Origin of the sequence: Devriesea agamarum (genome assembly GCF_900070355.1) — a bacterium.
In the GTDB taxonomy this organism is placed as follows: Bacteria; Actinomycetota; Actinomycetes; order Actinomycetales; family Dermabacteraceae; genus Devriesea; species Devriesea agamarum.
Genome location: NZ_LN849456.1, coordinates 1,590,285 through 1,606,788 on the forward strand (window position 1 = coordinate 1,590,285; position 16,504 = coordinate 1,606,788).

Annotated in this window: 15 protein-coding genes; 4 read left to right on the top strand and 11 right to left on the bottom strand. The window is 61.4% G+C overall.

What is annotated here, in order from left to right; all coding sequences use genetic code 11:
- Positions 1-127: 127 nt before the first annotated feature.
- Positions 128-1,438, bottom strand: coding sequence for an acetoin utilization protein AcuC (locus BN1724_RS06925; RefSeq protein WP_084252846.1), 1,311 nt, complete (start codon positions 1,436-1,438; stop codon positions 128-130).
- A gap of 90 nt (positions 1,439-1,528) precedes the next feature.
- Between BN1724_RS06925 and BN1724_RS06930 the strand changes: the two genes are divergently transcribed.
- Together BN1724_RS06930 and BN1724_RS06935 are read left to right on the top strand one after the other, a co-directional pair.
- Positions 1,529-2,923 carry a TrkH family potassium uptake protein gene (locus tag BN1724_RS06930; protein ID WP_407919318.1) on the top strand — a complete coding sequence of 465 codons (1,395 nt, stop codon included), beginning with the start codon at positions 1,529-1,531 and terminating at the stop codon, positions 2,921-2,923.
- A gap of 257 nt (positions 2,924-3,180) precedes the next feature.
- A complete protein-coding gene (locus tag BN1724_RS06935) occupies positions 3,181-3,849 on the top strand; it encodes a potassium channel family protein (protein WP_058234769.1) in 669 nt (222 codons plus the stop codon).
- A 42-nt stretch (positions 3,850-3,891) separates the two neighbouring features.
- Here the strand turns inward: BN1724_RS06935 and proC are convergent, their stop codons facing one another.
- From proC to BN1724_RS13085, 8 genes are all read right to left on the bottom strand, one after another.
- Positions 3,892-4,737, bottom strand: a complete 846-nt coding sequence (proC, locus tag BN1724_RS06940) for a pyrroline-5-carboxylate reductase (RefSeq protein WP_058234770.1) — start codon at positions 4,735-4,737, stop codon at positions 3,892-3,894.
- Between the two features lie 9 nt (positions 4,738-4,746).
- Positions 4,747-4,902: a hypothetical protein gene (locus BN1724_RS12915; protein ID WP_157085801.1), complete on the bottom strand. Its 156-nt coding sequence runs from the start codon at positions 4,900-4,902 to the stop codon at positions 4,747-4,749.
- A complete protein-coding gene (locus tag BN1724_RS06945; RefSeq protein WP_058234771.1) occupies positions 4,899-9,389 on the bottom strand; it encodes a DUF4011 domain-containing protein in 4,491 nt (1,496 codons plus the stop codon). The genes BN1724_RS12915 and BN1724_RS06945 overlap by 4 nt, the downstream gene beginning before the upstream one ends.
- A gap of 64 nt (positions 9,390-9,453) precedes the next feature.
- The gene (locus tag BN1724_RS06950; protein ID WP_084252847.1) at positions 9,454-10,323 is read right to left on the bottom strand and encodes a DeoR/GlpR family DNA-binding transcription regulator; all 870 of its coding nucleotides are present in this window, start codon (positions 10,321-10,323) and stop codon (positions 9,454-9,456) included.
- Positions 10,324-10,372: 49 nt separating this feature from the next.
- Positions 10,373-11,623: a Dyp-type peroxidase gene (locus tag BN1724_RS06955; RefSeq protein WP_084252848.1), complete on the bottom strand. Its 1,251-nt coding sequence runs from the start codon at positions 11,621-11,623 to the stop codon at positions 10,373-10,375.
- Positions 11,624-11,702: 79 nt separating this feature from the next.
- A complete protein-coding gene (locus BN1724_RS06960; RefSeq protein ID WP_058234772.1) occupies positions 11,703-12,356 on the bottom strand; it encodes a copper chaperone PCu(A)C in 654 nt (217 codons plus the stop codon).
- A 4-nt stretch (positions 12,357-12,360) separates the two neighbouring features.
- Positions 12,361-13,323: a copper resistance CopC family protein gene (locus tag BN1724_RS06965; RefSeq protein WP_172797093.1), complete on the bottom strand. Its 963-nt coding sequence runs from the start codon at positions 13,321-13,323 to the stop codon at positions 12,361-12,363.
- Positions 13,307-13,534 carry a hypothetical protein gene (locus tag BN1724_RS13085; RefSeq protein WP_172797094.1) on the bottom strand — a complete coding sequence of 76 codons (228 nt, stop codon included), beginning with the start codon at positions 13,532-13,534 and terminating at the stop codon, positions 13,307-13,309. Before BN1724_RS13085 ends, BN1724_RS06965 begins: the two co-directional genes overlap by 17 nt.
- A gap of 293 nt (positions 13,535-13,827) precedes the next feature.
- Here BN1724_RS13085 and BN1724_RS13570 point away from each other — a divergent pair, with 293 nt between their 5' ends.
- Positions 13,828-14,001 (top strand): ParB family protein, encoded by a 174-nt coding sequence (locus BN1724_RS13570; RefSeq protein ID WP_172797095.1) that lies wholly within the window; start codon positions 13,828-13,830, stop codon positions 13,999-14,001.
- Positions 14,002-14,750: 749 nt separating this feature from the next.
- On the opposite strand, the gene BN1724_RS06980 is transcribed toward BN1724_RS13570, so the two are convergent.
- Entirely contained in the window at positions 14,751-15,302 is a 552-nt protein-coding gene (locus BN1724_RS06980; RefSeq protein ID WP_058234776.1) for a hypothetical protein, read from the bottom strand.
- A gap of 631 nt (positions 15,303-15,933) precedes the next feature.
- Here BN1724_RS06980 and BN1724_RS06985 point away from each other — a divergent pair.
- Entirely contained in the window at positions 15,934-16,119 is a 186-nt protein-coding gene (locus BN1724_RS06985) for a hypothetical protein (protein ID WP_231928186.1), read from the top strand.
- 15 nt (positions 16,120-16,134) lie between these two features.
- Here the strand turns inward: BN1724_RS06985 and BN1724_RS13620 are convergent, their stop codons facing one another.
- Positions 16,135-16,467: a hypothetical protein gene (locus BN1724_RS13620; RefSeq protein WP_456236265.1), complete on the bottom strand. Its 333-nt coding sequence runs from the start codon at positions 16,465-16,467 to the stop codon at positions 16,135-16,137.
- Between the last annotated feature and the right edge of the window lie 37 nt (positions 16,468-16,504).

The window sequence follows — 16,504 nt, forward strand, 5'->3', positions numbered from 1 at the left end:
TCGCCATCATGCCAGGCACCTCCGACATCCCAGGCATCGACAATCCCAACTCGCAGATATCGAGGACGCCGCACATCCCGCCCAAGCACATGGCGAGACACAAGGTCGCCTGACAGCGCCAGACACGTCAGTCATACAGCGGGTCGAGCCCCCACTCCGGAAAATGCGCGCGCCGAGCCGCCATCACAGCGCGATCCAACGGGTCCGCCGGATCAAACCCGTCAGCCCATTCCCGCGCCCGCACCGCGCGACCATCCCCCATCGTCAATAACTCCGGCAGCGGCAACGGCTTATGGCTTACCAGATTGTGGCGAACAATCAGGTCCCGCGCCGCATCCACGTACTCAGCGGGAGCCGCACGACCCGGGTCAAGATCATGACCCGACACCACCGCGAGCAGATGCGTCCATGCCCGCGGCACGACCGTATCCACGCCGTATCCTCCGCCACCCAGCGCCACCCACCGACCAGAACACACCTCGCGGGCCAGATCCCGCACCATCAGCGCCACATAACGCTGCGCCTCAATTGTGACGTCCAGATGCCCTAACGGATCGCAAGCATGGGTATCGCAGCCGTGCTGGCTGATCAGCAGATCGGGTCCGATGGCGCGCACCAGCGCCGGAACCGTAGCGCACACCGCCCGCACCCATCCGTCCGCATTGACATGGGGTGGCAGCGGGATATTCAGCGCTGACCCCAACGCATCAGAGCCCCCCGCATCCTGGATGAACCCGGTCCCGGGGAAAAGAGTGGTTCCCGATTCGTGAACCGATATCGTCACGACCCGAGGGTCATTCCAAAACGCCCGTTCCACACCGTCCCCGTGGTGCACGTCGAGATCCAGATACACCACTCGCCGCATTCCCGCCGCCAATGCGCGGGCAATCCCCACCGAGATGTCGTTGTAGACACAAAAACCACTCGCCCGAGCCGGCATAGCGTGGTGCATACCTCCTGCGATATTGACCGCCCGGCTGCACCGACCATTCAGCACCGCATCCACCGCCGCGCTCGTGCCGCCCACCAAGCGCGCACTGGCCTCATGCATCCCCGCGAACATCGGCACATCTGACGTGCCAATCCCCCATTCCTTCGCAAGCCGCTTTCGCATCTCGCGCGGCGGATCAGCGGACGCTAGCCGCACCGCCTGCACATATGCCGGATCGTGAATCGTCATCAGGTCCTGGTCGGAGGCAATCGGTGCGGGCAGGCCCACGCAGTCACCGGGAAGAATTCCCAGCGACCGGGACAGCAGCATCGTCAAACCGAGCCGGATCGGAGCCATCGGATGCCGCGGACCAAAGTCATACCCGGTCAGCGCGTCATCCCACACCACCCCAACCGCAGAGGCAGTTTCGTCACCAGCCGACAGCGCCCCGCCATCTGCGGTCCATAATGTCCTGTCCTCGGATCCCAATTTTGACGTCTGCGTCATAACGGCAGCCTAACCCGGCATTGCGTCATAGAATCCACGAGGACCAGCACCGAGATACGGAGAGCAGATGTGAAACGCACCAGCCGCCCGCTGAACGGCCCCGGGCGACGCGCCCCACTGGCCGTCCGGCTGCGCGACGGCCTACGCGATATCGTAGGCAGCGCCGCTCGCTCCTCCCCCGCACGCCTGGCACTTTTGGTGTTCACCAGCATGATCTTGCTGGTCACGGTCCTGCTCGAACTGCCAATTTCGAGCGCCTCCGGTCAGCGCACCCCCTTAGTCGATGCCCTATTCACGGCCATGTCCGCCGTGTGCGTGACCGGCCTGGTCACCGTGGAAACCGCAACTCACTGGTCAACTTTCGGCCTGGTCGTGCTGATGTTTGCGATGAAGGTTGGCGGTCTCGGTGTGCTCACCCTGGCATCCCTGCTCGGCCTATCCGTATCTCGCCACATGGGTCTGGCGCAGAAAATCATCACCGCTTCCGAAACCAAAGCCGAGAAACTCGCCGAGGTTGGCGGGGTGTTGCGCACTATCGTGATCACCTCCACCGCGTTCGAGCTGCTCACATTCCTTGCCATCACTCCTAATCTGTGGCTGCGCTCCCACGACTGGGGCAAGGCACTATTTAACGGCGCGTTCTACTCGATCAGCGCGTTTAACAACGCAGGATTCGTGCCCGAACACGCCGGGGTGGAACAGTACGTGGCCGACCCGTGGTTTTCCATCCCCGTGGCGCTGTCGGTGTTCGTCGGCTCTCTCGGATTCCCCGCCATCTTGGTGGTCGTGCGGTCCTGGCAGCATCCGAAGAACTGGACGCTGCACGCCAAATTAACTCTGACAACCTCCGGGATCCTGTTTATCGTCGGTTTCGTCGGCATCCTCGCCATGGAGTGGTCTAACCCTGCCACGCTCGGCCCGCATTCGCTGGGTGTGAAGATCATGGCTTCGGGGTTTGCCTCCGTGATGCCGCGCTCTGGCGGCCTTGCCACGCTCGATGTCGGGCATTTCCATCAGGAAACCTGGCTGCTCATGGACGCGCTCATGTTCATCGGCGGCGGCTCTGGTTCAACCGGCGGCGGCATCAAGGTCACCACATTTGCACTGCTCGTGTTGTCGATCATTGCTGAAGCTAGAGGCGACCGGGACGTCGAAGTGTTTAATCGCCGTATCCCTCAGGAAACCATCCGACAGGCGATTGCGGTACTGGTGGTCAGTGCCGTAGTGATTTTCGTGGCGACATGGATGATGATCCGTCTGACCGGTCTATCCCTGGACCGCACTATTTTTGAAGTGCTGTCTGCGTACGGCACCGTGGGACTGAGCACCGGCATCACCCACACATTGCCTGAGGCCGCAAAATATGTGCTGATTGTGTGCATGTATGCCGGTCGTGTGGGTCCGATGACACTCGGGGCTGCTCTGGCTCTGCGCCAACGCACCAAAGTGGTGCGACTGCCCGCCGAACGGCCGATCGTCGGCTGATTCCCCTGGCCCATCACCGCCAAAGACTGCGGGCTCACGAACGATCTCTATGTTTCGCATGATCGCTACGTTTCGCACGATCGACATGAGTCACATGCACATCATGGGGCACATGCACATCATCAGACACACGATCAACGTGAGAGACATGCTCGTCATCAGACACATGAACAACGTGAGACACATGCTCAACATGAATCACTAGATAAACTAACCGGACTAACTCGTGAGCTCAGCCCGTCAACTCGGAGGTATGCGTGGGCGATACCCGTCATAAAGACAGCGGAACACTCGTGATCGGACTTGGCCGATTCGGTGCCTCCCTCGCACTCACCCTTGAAGAACTCGGAACCGATGTTCTCGCCATTGATTCGCGCCCTGACCTGGTGCAAGAGTATTCCGGGCGCTTAACCCATGTGGTCGAAGCGGATGCCACCAATATGGATGCGCTGCTTCAGATCGGGGCCTCGGATTTCTCCGCGGCTGTGGTGGGGGTTGGCACGTCCATCGAATCAAGTGTGCTGATCACCGCGAACCTAGTTGACCTCGGTCGACCCATTATTTGGGCGAAGGCAATCTCCCAGGCTCACGGCAAGATTCTGGAGCGGATCGGCGCCCATCACGTGGTATTCCCCGAAAAGGACGCAGGTCAGAGGGTTGCACACCTGGTTAACGGGCGCCTGATCGACTACATCGAGTTCGACGACGGTTTCGCCATTGTGAAGATGCGTCCGCCGCGGGAAACCCAAGGTTTCACCCTGGCTGAATCCGATATCCGTGGGAAATACGGGGTGACCGTCGTCGGTGTGAAATCACCTGGCCGGGACTTCACCTACGCTGAACCAAACACCAAGGTGTCCGCGCATGACTTACTGATCGTCTCCGGTCACACGGACCTGCTGGAACGCTTCGCTAACCGGCCCTGAGCACCTGTAACCCGGCGTTGAGCACCTGTCGCGCTATCCGCGTCAGTCACCCCGCGCCATCCGGCGGGACTGCTCAGCGGCGGCGTCCATCGCGGCAGCAAGACCAGCCCTCACACTGTGCTGGTCTAACGCCGCCACCCCCTGCGCGGTGGTCCCGCCCGGGCTGCACACGTTGCCCCGCGCGATAGCCGGATGAATACCGGATTTGAGAAGCACACCGGTAGACCCGCGTACCGTCTGAATCACCGCGTCGGATGCGATATTCCGCGGCAAACCGAGCCGCACCGCCTCGTCAATCATCGCTTCAATCGCGTAAAACACGAACGCCGGAAGGGAACCCGCCGCAGCGATCAGCGCATGGACCTGGGTTTCAGGAAGATCCAGAACTACTGCGGACCCATCAAATAGGGCGTGGGCCAGGGCATCCTGCCGATCATCGACGCAGCTGCCCCGCATGTAATGCACCACGCCCTCACCGACCCCCACCGGCGTGTTGGGCATACAGCGCACGACAGCAGTGTTCTGCGGCAGAGCCGCCTCCAGCGCCGCCAGCTCTTTCCCGGCAGCCAAAGAGACCACTAAGACATCCTCGGTAAGCAGCGGACCCACCACGGTGAGGATGTCGTCTAGCTGGTAGGGCTTAACTCCAAGCACCAGGACGTCAGCCTGTGCAATCGCCTCATCCAGCGGCGCAGCTGCCACCCCGAGTTCATCCGCTGCCCGCTCAGAGCTGTCCGGGCGGGAATTGGTGACCGTGACGTGGCTGGGTTTGACTCCAGCATGCACAGCCGCGCGCACAATCGCGGATCCCATATTTCCCACACCCACCGCAGCGAGTCGAATATCGGCCAAGTCCACGCTCGGGGCGTTGTGCTGCTCAGTGCTCATGCCTTCAGGCTAGCGACCATTGCCCCAATGCGGCGGCACCTCGCGCAAAAGCCGGGCATCCTGCGGATTCACCTGTGTGGACTGCGCGGCCACGTCAGCCTCGTCCGGATCCTCGTCCCAAACAATCCTCTCCCCGGTCAGGGACGAAATCACAACTTTACTCATGAGCGTTCCTGGTAGCGACGGATCGCCGACGCAACCGACACGTCCAAGAGCACCGACCGCTTTTCAAAACCGAGGAACTCCCGGACTTCAGCCGCAAGGTTGTCTTCGAGGCGCGCTTTACCGTCGGAACAGATGTACTCGACCACGGCATCAAAGTCTTCGGGGCCGTAGAAGGACAGCGGGTGCCCGGCGGGGATTTGTGGGCGTGGCACCATGTGGCGGACAGTCGCGGTGCCGTCACGGGAATCGTCCTGGCCTGCCTCCAGGTGTGCGCGCAGAGCCCGCTCCACGCTGCGGCGGATCCGCTCAGCTTCCCCCTGGGGGTCGATGAACAGGGCCCAAGACCACACGCGTTCCACACGCCAGCCAGCGGCTTCCAAGCGTTCGGCACGCAACCGGTCGCGTTCGCGCTGGCTCGCCGTGTTGAGATAACGCTCCCCGTCGGTTTCCACCGCCACTAAGAAGCGTCCGGGAAGGTCCGGATGCCCTAAAGCGAGTTCCACCCGGTCGCCAGAGTGCCCGTAGTCCGGTGCGACGGTCAGGCCCAGCCGCCACAGACGATCAGCGAGATCAGCCACCAGTGCATCCGTGCGGTTAGGCCGTTCTCCCGGTTTCAAGTCCTCCAGCACAATGGCGCCGTCGTGCCGACCCAGTGACACAGGGGTCGTCGCTGACGACTGCTCAGCGCCCTGTGCGCCTTGGCGGGTATCGACCACAAACGTGGACAGGAACTGTTGGGTAGGCGGGGACGATGTGTCCTTAGACTCGCCCTGGTCAAAGGATGCGGTGGCAGATGCTGCACCTGGGCCACCAGCAGTGGCCGATCCGGTGGTGGCTTTGCTTCCCGGGCCTATCTTCGAGCCGCTGCCTATCTTCGAGCCGCTAGCATCGCGCGCGCTCCCCGGCACCGCCGACTCGGTGCCATCGTCGTCAGTCGCGTCCACTCCTTCGAGGTAGCGCAGCAGGGCGATCAGATCATGCCCACCTTCGCCGCGCAGCCGCTCCGGGTCCAGATCCGCAGCGCGCAAAGCAGTCACCACCGTGGTGCGGCCACGCGCACGGGTGAGCACCGAAGTGAGGGCCTCCCGACCAAACGGCCCGGTCAGCGGCCCAAACTTATGGATCACCCGGTCGTGCGGGGTTTTGCCGAACCCGATGGTCACAATGACGTCATCGCGGACCACAGCGGTGGCCTGCTCAGCCGGTAGAACGGTGAAGAATTCCTCGGCTCCGGGGTCGAAGAAGTCGCGCAAGCCCGGGATCACCGCGACGGTTTGCATAATGCGTTCCATCACCTTGCGGGCATGGTTCGCGGTGAGCGTGAGCACCGCAAGCGAACGTCCCGGACGGTTGCGGGCATGGGCAATCACAAGATCCGTAACCCGCCGCAGCTCCGCTTCGGTGCTTTCCACCTGGTCTTCACTGCCGGTGACCGGACCCCTGCCGTTTTCCACGTATTCGAGAACGTCCGGCTCAGGTTCGGAGGGACTGGGTACGCTCAGCAGCTCACCGCCGTACAGGCGTTCGCGCACAAAGGTGCGTAACCGTCCGCTTCCAGCGCGATCATCCCTGCGCAAGGTAACCGACGGGACAACTCGGCGCATCTCGTCGAGCAAAAGACCGGAACCGTCTTCCCGCTCAGGATCCGAGGACACCGCCATGGCGGGTTCGCCTGCGTATTCAAACGGGTCCCCGATGACGACGACCTGCGCGCCGCGCACAATCGCCGGAACCGCGGCCGCGGTGGGTAATCTACCGCCGTCGGCAATAATCACGACGTCAAAGTGACGTCCCTGCGGAATGATCTGGGGCACCAAGTAGGGGGAGGCCAGCCAGGTCGGGCGCGCCCTGAACAGAATCTGTTCATATTTCGCGGCCAAGTCCCGAACCGATGTGGTGGTGGCGCGCCGAAGCTCGATAATGGCGGCACGTGAGGTGTCGGGATAGGTCTTCATGGTGTCGACGAGCACATCATCGGCCACCTTGCGCACCCTCTGCGCTGCCGCCGCAATGAAGGCGCGATCCAAACGCCGATACCGTTCCGCTACCTGCGATAGCGAGGTTCCGTCGTATTCGGAGATGGTGGGTTCGGCGGCGGCAATGTACTCTAAAACGCTCTTCCACCAGGACAAATCGAGTTCAACCGATACCTGGTCGGCTCCGACCCCACGGGCACGCAGGTCCTCTACCAATGCACCTAGACCGTCGAAGTCTAGGCGCCGTAGCAGCGTGGTGTGCCGTGGAAGGTCCGTCAGTGACTCGCGGTCTCGAACCAGCCGATCCAGTCGCGCCTGAACCTCAGCGAGCGGTGCCGACAGCACGTCGCCGCCCTCCGGGGTCCCAGCGAGGAGGATGGCGAGTTCATCCCCGACTTTTTGCACCGTGCCATAGAGCGTGCGGGCGGCGGGAAGGCTCTTCGGGCAGGACGGGTTCACCCGGCGGTCGATGGCGATACGGTCCCAGGCTTCACGGGCCCGACGCACCTGGAACAGGGCAGCGTGAATGTCGGGGATCTGTGACATTGGACGGATCAGGGTGCGGGCCGCCTTACGCAGACGCCGACGTTCCCTAAACCCCATAATGACGCCATGCGCTTCCCGCCACTGCTTAGGTGCGGTCGCCGCGAGCAGGTCGTCGATATCGGCGCTGAACACGGCGCCATAAAAGTCCACCAACACGGCGCCGACGGCACTGAGAACGTCCAGGTTTTCCTGCCATTCGGCGAGGTTGTCCGGCGTGCGCAGTCCCACGTCAGGGCCGGTTTCGCGGATACGGCGGGTGATCTCGGGAAGGTGAGTATCGCGCAGTTCTTCCACCAGTTCCAGTGCCCGCGCCGCTTGAGTGTCGGTGGTGATGGTGGCCCCGAACCAGGCGGTGTCCTTAGGCCCGGTGCTCAGCGCACCGCACTCGGCGGCTTCCTTTAGCGCAGCGGCGTAATGATTGCGGTCCTCGCCCACCATACGGGCTGCCACCTCAGCGGAAAGCCGTACCGTGGTGCGGGGGGCTGGGCGGTGGCGAGTGAGAGCCGCCAGCGCGGTTAAGGCGTCATGGGCGCTGACCTGCCAAGGGTCCTGCACGCGATGCATCGCATCGACGTGACCACCGAGCACCTCGCGAGCCTCCACGAGCGCTGGATCTTCAGCGAGGGTTCCCGGCGGCGTGTAGGACCCGGCTCGGCGCAGTGAATCCAACAGGATCTGCGCGTAGTTGCGTTGCGTAGCCGGGTTGGGAGACAGATCGAATAGGAGTTCCCCGTATCCAGCGTCTTCAGCAACCCGCACCAATTCGGCGAGATTCCGGCGCCGCTGCGACACAATCAGCACGCTCTTTCCTCGCGCGTTCAGCTCAGCCATCAAATGAATGATGGTTTCGATACTGGACGATCCGGGAGGTGTGGAAATCGCCACGTGCGTTCCCGACAGCACCGCGTCCAAGGCGGACTGCTGGTCGGGATCGATGGCAGCCACCAGCGAAGCTTCGTCCACTGACGGGCGCGGTGACAGCATGGGGGCGACAATTTCGTCCCGGGCTTCCGCATCTCCGGCGAGCGCGGCCACCAGTGGATGCTCGGTCCACACCCGGCGATCGGTCGCGAGATCATCCACCAGCGGACCTGCGGTATCAATCAGGTTTGCGACCACCAGAGCGTGGGTAATCCGAAAGCCCGGCAGCGGTTCGCCGAGGGCGCGGAATGCATCCAGCACCGGGTTCGGATCGAACCCGTAGGCGCCGTCGGTGGTAGCAAGCAGTGCCCGTGCATCGACCGCGATACCCGCTTCGCGCAAAGTCCGCAGCAGGAACGGGTTGATGTCAACCGTCGCCTCAAGATCGAGGTCCACGTCTTCGCGAGCATTGCCGCGCAGACGCAAAGTGATCGGCCGTAAGAGGACGGGGGCGTGCATGGCTTCACCGCCGTCGGGCGGGAACCAGGATGCTTCGCCAATGCCGAGATAGCAGGTGGCTAGCCCAATGTCGTCGGCGTAGCGCTCTGCGGTTTCACGGATGGCGCGGGCTCGCCGACGCGCTTCGGCGAGCGCCCCCACTTCGCGCACCAGGGAGGATAGTCGGGTAGGGCCGCGGCCAGCGAGCAGCTGTGCCAGGCCGGAGGGATGAGAGTGGGTGAGATCGAGGACGTCCTGGTCAGCACGCATTTGCTGCAAAAAAGACTGTCCGTGCGAGGAGGTCGCAATCGCAGCTGACCAGCGGTCAAGCGCATCGCCTACTCGGTCGGCGCGGGTCATCGGGCGTTCGTCTTGGGCACGTGCCCGAGGATCATCGTCGATGGTCAGCGGCGCTGTCACCGCTTCGAGGGACCCCGTGGTGGTGGTCTCCACCGATACATCACCCGGGAGCACAGCATCAGGCGCCGCCTCGTCGCGAGGATTCGGGCGGTTGTAATGAACGGCCCGTTCGTCGCGGGGGCCATCCACCGCAACGTCGGGCGCGGTTTCGCGCTGAACTCGCTTGCGCTGACGACGTCCGAACATCCAGATCACGCCTCTACGCTACCGGTTGACCGGGCAAAGGACGATGAAGCGGCGCGGTGGTGCCTCACACGATCGTGAGCGCAACCCCTTGTTCATCTAAGAATCGGCGCAGATCCGCATCAACTTCTCCCGCTACGACCAGGTCCGTGAGTTCCCCCAGCGGGCAGATCCCAGCGAGCACCCGGGTACCAATTTTGTCCGCTGTCACCACGGCAATGGTTCGACGCGAATGGGCGATCATCGTCCTGGTCACGCCTGCCTCGGCGTCAGATCGGCAGGTTAGGCCCGCATCAATGTCCAGACCGACCGCACCGATGATCATGACGTCCAGCCACAGGTCCCGCATGGTCGCGGAGGCCAGTGGTCCGGTCAGCTCAAAGGAATACGGTTCGGCCACTCCGCCCAGGACCACGGTACGAATCGAGGGGCGCAGCACCATATCGGTCGCAATATTTAATGCGGCGCACACGACAGTTAGTCCCGGTAAGCCGTCGCGCATCGGTAGATCCGTGCGGGCCCCAATCCGTCGGGCAATCGCCGAAGTGGTACGTCCACCGTTCATACCGATGATCTGGCCCTGCCGGACCAGGGACGATACATAATCGGCGATGCGTTCTCGACCTTCGGCCTCGGGATCAGTGCCCCTGGACCGGGCGGCTAGCGAATAGGCGACGTCGATGGCGACGATACCGCCGTGGGTTCGGCGGGCAAGTTGGGCGTCTTCCATTTCGACGAAATCGCGTCGGACTGTGGATTCGGAGACTCCCAGTTCATCGGCCACCCGGGTGACGCTCAGTCGGCGTTCACGTGCAAGCAGCGCAAGCACTTGGTCCCAGCGTGCGCTCTTATCCCGGCTGGTGCGTCCATTGGGCTGGTCAACGCTCGGTGCGGTGCCATCCAGCTCGGTGGCCGGGGTGTCGCTCTCATGCTGCATATCGTTGCTCCCATAGTCGATCCGCTCACGCGAAACAGGCGTTCACACGTCAGCCTTGGAGAAGAGCCTGCCCTAGGAATTCTCCCTCACGCGCCCCCGGGAAGATGAAGAACACGGCAGAACCGATGGGGGTCGTCCACTGATTGAGCAGATCCAGCTCAGCTAAGCGCTGTTGAATCGGAATGTACTGGGTGTGAATATTTGCTTGATAGGCAAGGAAAACTAGTCCGCTGTCTGCGGTTTTACCTTGGGCGACCAGCTCCGGTGTCAGCGGCTCGTCATAGTTGAACGGCCGCCGCAGGATCATTTCCTTGGGTTTTTGTGCGTGGGCGCGGCGCGCATGGGCGAAATCCGGGATCACGGTGAGACCGGAGGCGTCCACCGCGTCGAAGTCCATCGGATCAGTCTCTTTTGATCCGGTCAACGGCGCACCATTAGGAAGTTTTCGGCCGATGACCTGCTCTTTAGCGGGCCGGTCCAGTTCATCCCAGGTTTCCATTTCCATGCGGATGCGGCGCACCACCAGCGAACTACCGTTGGCTGTCACGGGATCGGTGCCGCCGATAAATACGAGCTCGGGGTGAGCGTGCGGATCAGGATTGATCGTGCCGTCCACCTGGCCCATCAGGTTGCGCATACTTCCTGCCGGGCGGGGGGCTTCGCGAAATCCCCGCTGTACCCAGCGCACGGTGGCCAGTGTGCGTGCATCTTTGATCAGTGCTCGCGCAGCGTGGGAGAGGACCACGGGATCTTCAGCGCACACTTGGAGGATCACGTCCCCGCCGTTCCACCGATCTTCAAGGCGATCGATTTTCGGGAAGGGGGGCAGATCGGCAAGCCACGCGGGCCGCTTATCGGACGCCCCAATGACGTCGAACACCCGGGGCCCGATCCCCACCGTCGCGGTCAGGGAGGCCGGGCGCATAGCTAGTTCTCGCTCGGTATCGCTCAGCACCGGTTGTCCGGCCATCAACCGGTCGATGTCGTCGGTCCAGATCTGCATGAGCCGACGCACATGGTCTCGGGTGGCTCCCGGCACCAGGTCAAAGGCCACTAGGTTCAAATGCGCGGGGGGCGGATCTGCGATGCCGGGCTGCCTGTCACCACGAAAAGACAGGTAGTGCCCTGGTTCACGATGCTCCAGCGGACTGGCCGAAGTCGATTGCGAGTCGGGATTTACCCCTGTCCCACCGACCCCGAGCACAGCCGCAGTGCCGACAACTCCAATACCGGTCACCGCGGCTCCACCGAGGGCGCCGACGCCCGCCGCCAAAGCGGTGCGCCGACGCAGTGAACTCACCGTTGTAGACGACCCGTGCTGGGCAGAAGGCCCGGGGTCACCAGAAGGTGGCTCGTGGCTACCGGCAGATGGCTCGTGATCAGTGTTTGTGCCCATGGTCGTCGTGCGAGCCGTGGTCCCCGCCCTCGCCGGGGGCATAGTGCTCCTGCGCGCCGTCAAAAACGCGAGCGGGGAGCTTAAGGCTCGCTGTGATCTCCTTACCACCACTATTCATCACGAGGGTGATCGGGACCTCCTGTCCGGCCTCGATCGTTTTCTTCAGCTTCATCAGCATGATGTGATTCCCGCCGGGAACCAGGTCTAGTTTTCCACCCGCGGGGATCTGGAAACCACCCTCACGCTTGCGCATCTGGGTGCCGCCGCCCTCGGCCGGAACCGTTTCATGCAGTTCGACCATACCCGCGATGTCGCAGCGCACATCTTTCAGGGTGACGGTTTCTTTTGAGGGGTTGTGTAGGTGTCCAAACGCCGCAGTCATTCCACCAACCTTGTCGGCAGCTTTCACCCAGGCGTCGGTGACCTGAAGCGGTCCGGCAGTTACCGTTTTGGACTTGTTGTGCCCGGCGCTGGTGCTGGATTCAGCGGACGGCGCGGACTGAGCCGAGGACGACGAGGCGCTGGCGTCCGGCTTCTTGTCGGCGTTACCACATCCTGCCAGGACGGCTCCACCGGCGACCAGTGCACTGGCCATGAGGGTGCGGCGGGTGGGTGCAAAGTTTGAGGGCTTTGTCATCGTGTCACTCCTGGTTGTGTCGGTTGTTATCGAGGTGGTCGGGATCGGTAGGGGTGGTGCTGTCGGTAGGGATAGTGCGACCAGTTGGGGTCGTGCGGTTATCAGGCGTGGCATCATCGTCGGAGCGCACGGAGGGGGTGCCGGGGGCTTTGCGGTCGCCGGAGGCGGTCGAATTGACGGGGTCGATGGCTTTGGCGGGAGCGTCGGCTTTCGTGGTGGCCGACGATGCCGCCTGCGCTGATCGGGACCGGCGAACTCGGGCGAGGATGACAGCCAAAATGACCAAGTCCACGGCGACGAAAGCGATCACGATCAGGATCAATATGGCCGTTGGAGAGAGCCCGGTGTCAGATGTCTGTGAGGGATCAGGGGAAGCCGAGGCGGAGCTTGACGTGCCGGGCGGTTGACCTGGCTGATCGGTTGCTTGCGACGGCGCAGGGGAAACCGTTCGGTCTGGATTCTCGGATGCGGACGGCGTTGCAGATGCTGTGGGAGGCACCGCTCCTGACGAAGGTTTTGCGCCTGCTGACGGGGCGGTACCGCCTGGGGCTTGCACCGTGAAACGCACGACGCCATCGATCGGATGCCCGTCCGAGGACACGACCCGCCAGGCCACCTTGGCCTCACCGTTGGCGAGCGGCTTGGTCAAGGGAATGACCGCATCCGTGCCGGTGATCGTGGGTGCGCCGTCGAAAACCACCTGTCCGTTACCGTCAGTAACCCGGGCTTTAGGAGAAATCGGCAGAAGGTTGCTGGAGTAGCTGAGGGTGACCTGGGTGGGGCTGGTGGTCACGGTTGATCCCTGTGCCGGATCTGAGGACACCAGGGTGTCGTGGGCCGAGGCAGGAATGGCGGCGCCGATCCAAAATACGGCGAGGAACACAGCCGTGATGATGGCGATGAGTGCGCGCCGTGAGCGCTGCGGGGGCAACGAGCGTACCGAAACAGTCTCATAGTGCGAGCGCATCGAGACAGCCGCGTGGTGCGGGGGTATCGAAGTGTGCGGGCGCATCGGTAGCATCGAGCCGAGCGAGGGCGGCGAGCATATCGCGGGCACTGAAGGTGCCGGAGGCGTCGGTAACGCCGAACGCGTCGGGGGCGTCGAGCGGTCGTGATAATTCGAGCCGAGTGCGGCGCTGAACACGGAGCGGTTCCTTCCGGTGGATTGCTACGTTCAAGGCTAAACGGCGTAGATACCACCCCCAGGTCCCGTCTGAGAGCCAAATCATCCCATCTGGAGTGAACCGCGCCACACTTTCTGTTGACAAGTTTGATAAACGCGGCCATCTAGACAGGTTGAAAATTGCATGGTTAGCCCGTGGCGATCTCGTCGGGCGGGAGCGACCCGCGATCCCGCACCGCGCCGGCCCCGCGCGCGAGGAGCCGCCCCAGACATCGGCGGCAGCCTCAACCGGAAAGAAGTATTCGCCTAAGGTCACCTTCTGCCAACCCCCAGGATGACGCCGCTCGGATGCGCGGAGCCTTTCGCCACACCGACCGTGGGAAAGGGGACCGCAGTCTTTCCGATTTCATCCACAAGGCCGTTATAGCCGAGGTTGAGCGCCGCGAAAAGAAGTACAACAGCGGGAAGCCGTTCCCCAACCTCGAGGCCAGCCCCATCCCGCGCGGCCGACCAATGCAATAGTGCAGATTCGGTCAACTCACCGACGGTGCCGAGGTGCTGGTGGCCTAGCACCTCTCCCGCATCGGCGGGTCGCGCGCTTGGTCTCGAACCGCCCCGGAAACGATCGTTTACGGTACGTCTAGCGCCGAGGCGCCTAGGACGGTAACCGCCGAGACGATCCGTGATCTCGGAGCCCAAGGAGCTCAGCTCCTGAGCCACACAGAGCCGTTTTAGATGGGGATACGTCCACGCCCATGCGCGAGAATGATGCCACCCACACAGGGCCGCGCCACGCGTAAGACATCGTCGCTGAATTCCCGGGGGTAGAGGAGCGGGGATGATGCACATCCCTCCAGGCCGCTCTGCGGGTAAGTCAGATCAGATGTTGCCTCTCCGTGCGGCACTCCCAAGGCAAGAGAACAGCGGCGCATGGGCTACCTTCCAACCATCTCCTTCTTTGTGTACCGACGAATTATCTTTTTTTCATAAATTTCTCGAATAAGTTTAGAAACTACTACCCCACACAAAGCAATGACAACTTTAATATTTCCCGAAAAATTTAAGGCAAATGCCGCCATCGCAAAAATAAAAATGATCCAAAATTGAACCCATGAGAGCCATCGAGGACACATAGGAATCCTTTTTTATAAATAAAGACATGTCAGAAGTTGGCTGGATTTTAAATCGATTTAATGACAAAAATCCTATGATCTTTAAAAGACCTACTTTTGTAAAGAGACTCATTCTCGCGAATGAGAAAAAGTCTCCAATCAGTGGTGACAATTAAGGATGCCATCAATGGCACCCGAAATCATCCCTACAGCGGCTCCTGCCGAAGCTCCTGGGAGGCACCCGGTTTCAATATCAGCAACACATCCACCAATCGCACCCGTCACCGTCCCGCTTCTAATTCTATCCAGATTGCAGTCCACCCAAGAAAAGGAGTCATTTGCACTCAACAAAGTTGATTCTTTTGCCGTGCCGACATATTCTGCTTCGTGTGAATTTTTAAGAGTCCAGCGTCCATTTAAAGTCCCGGAATTCGTTTTAATGGAACTTGGGATCTGATTTCGCTTACCGTTTCCCCCTAGCAGATCTAGGTCCCCGTTCGCTTCGACTTTAAGCTGTCCGTCATTTGATACAGTGGCGTCCATCTTAATTTCATTAGAATACTTTCCGGGAGTGACTTGAATGCGATAAGTGGAATCATGGGAGACGGGTAGTCCCGCAGCTGACGCAGAAAGCATCCCCCCTCCCAAAAAGGCCCCCGTGAGAGCTGCAAAAGTAGCCACATTAGCCGCAATCCGAATGTAAGAAGTCATGTTGACGATCTCCTTTTCTGAAAGTTTATTCAAGTTTGTTATAGGAAACGAGATTGGATGAACTATAGAAATGCTACAGATTATCGCAAACCTCTATTAAACTTTACGCTCCGCAAGCAAGCTCAGGGAGCCTAAATGTACATACATCTACGTAACGCTTGCTCACCCTAAGTTTCACGGCTGGAATAATGCTGATGTTAGCCTGAGAATTTATCCACAGACTGTCGCGACTCGCAGGCTCACTAGGCCCCGGCACCTTACCAATCTGAACCATGTCTAAGAGGTTTGATGAATCGAGAGAGGCGCAGCTCGTTGCTGTCCACACTCTTCGAGCATGGACAGCATGGCTTGTGGGGTGGAGTGTTGCGATGGCTCGTGCAAGCACTCGGGCACTAAAGGTAAAGGCCTGCGAGGTCGTGTTTATGGCGCGGCAACAGGAGCAGATCGACCGAGATCGCTGTCACCACAAAACTGCTCGTGGACCGAATGCCGGCTGCTTACCGTGACCAGTTAGAACCCACCTCCACCGGGTGCCCTTTCACTGTTGGGGCTCCCACCCGGGATGGACTCGCGTGGTACATGCTGTGGGTCAGCCGAGACCTCGGTGAACCGCTGATTGTGCGAAGTCAGCATGGGTGAGCGCATCGGGGTGACCCGTAACGGCAAGCTCGCCGCGGTTATGGTCGGGGTAGCGGACCTCGAACTGCTCGAAGAGCTCGAGATGACCCAAGACGTCGCCGCCTATCGCGAGGCGATCACCGTTGACGATGGCATGCGCGTTAGTCTCGACGAACTACGACGTGACCTGGCTCCGTGAGCTACCGCGTTGAGTTCACCGCTGCTGCTGCTGCCAGGTGAAGAAGCTACCTCGACTGGCGCGTGACCGTGTGCTGGATGTTGTGGAGAACCTGGCTGAGGACCCGAGGCCACACGGAGCAAAAAGCTCGTCGGTGAGCGGCACGCCTGGCGTATCCGTATCGGGGACTACCGCGTCATCTACGACATCCTTGATGAAGCTCTGACCGCCACAGTCGTGCGCGCCGCCCATCTCCGGGATGTGTGCAACCACTAACGATGGTTTATAGACCGGTGGGTGACGAGGGGCAGCGGAACCCGACACGCCGGACCGAAACTCAGGACCAAAACCGCCACGGTCCGAAACCACCCCTAGACCGTTTTCGGAACATCAGTTAGAACTTAGT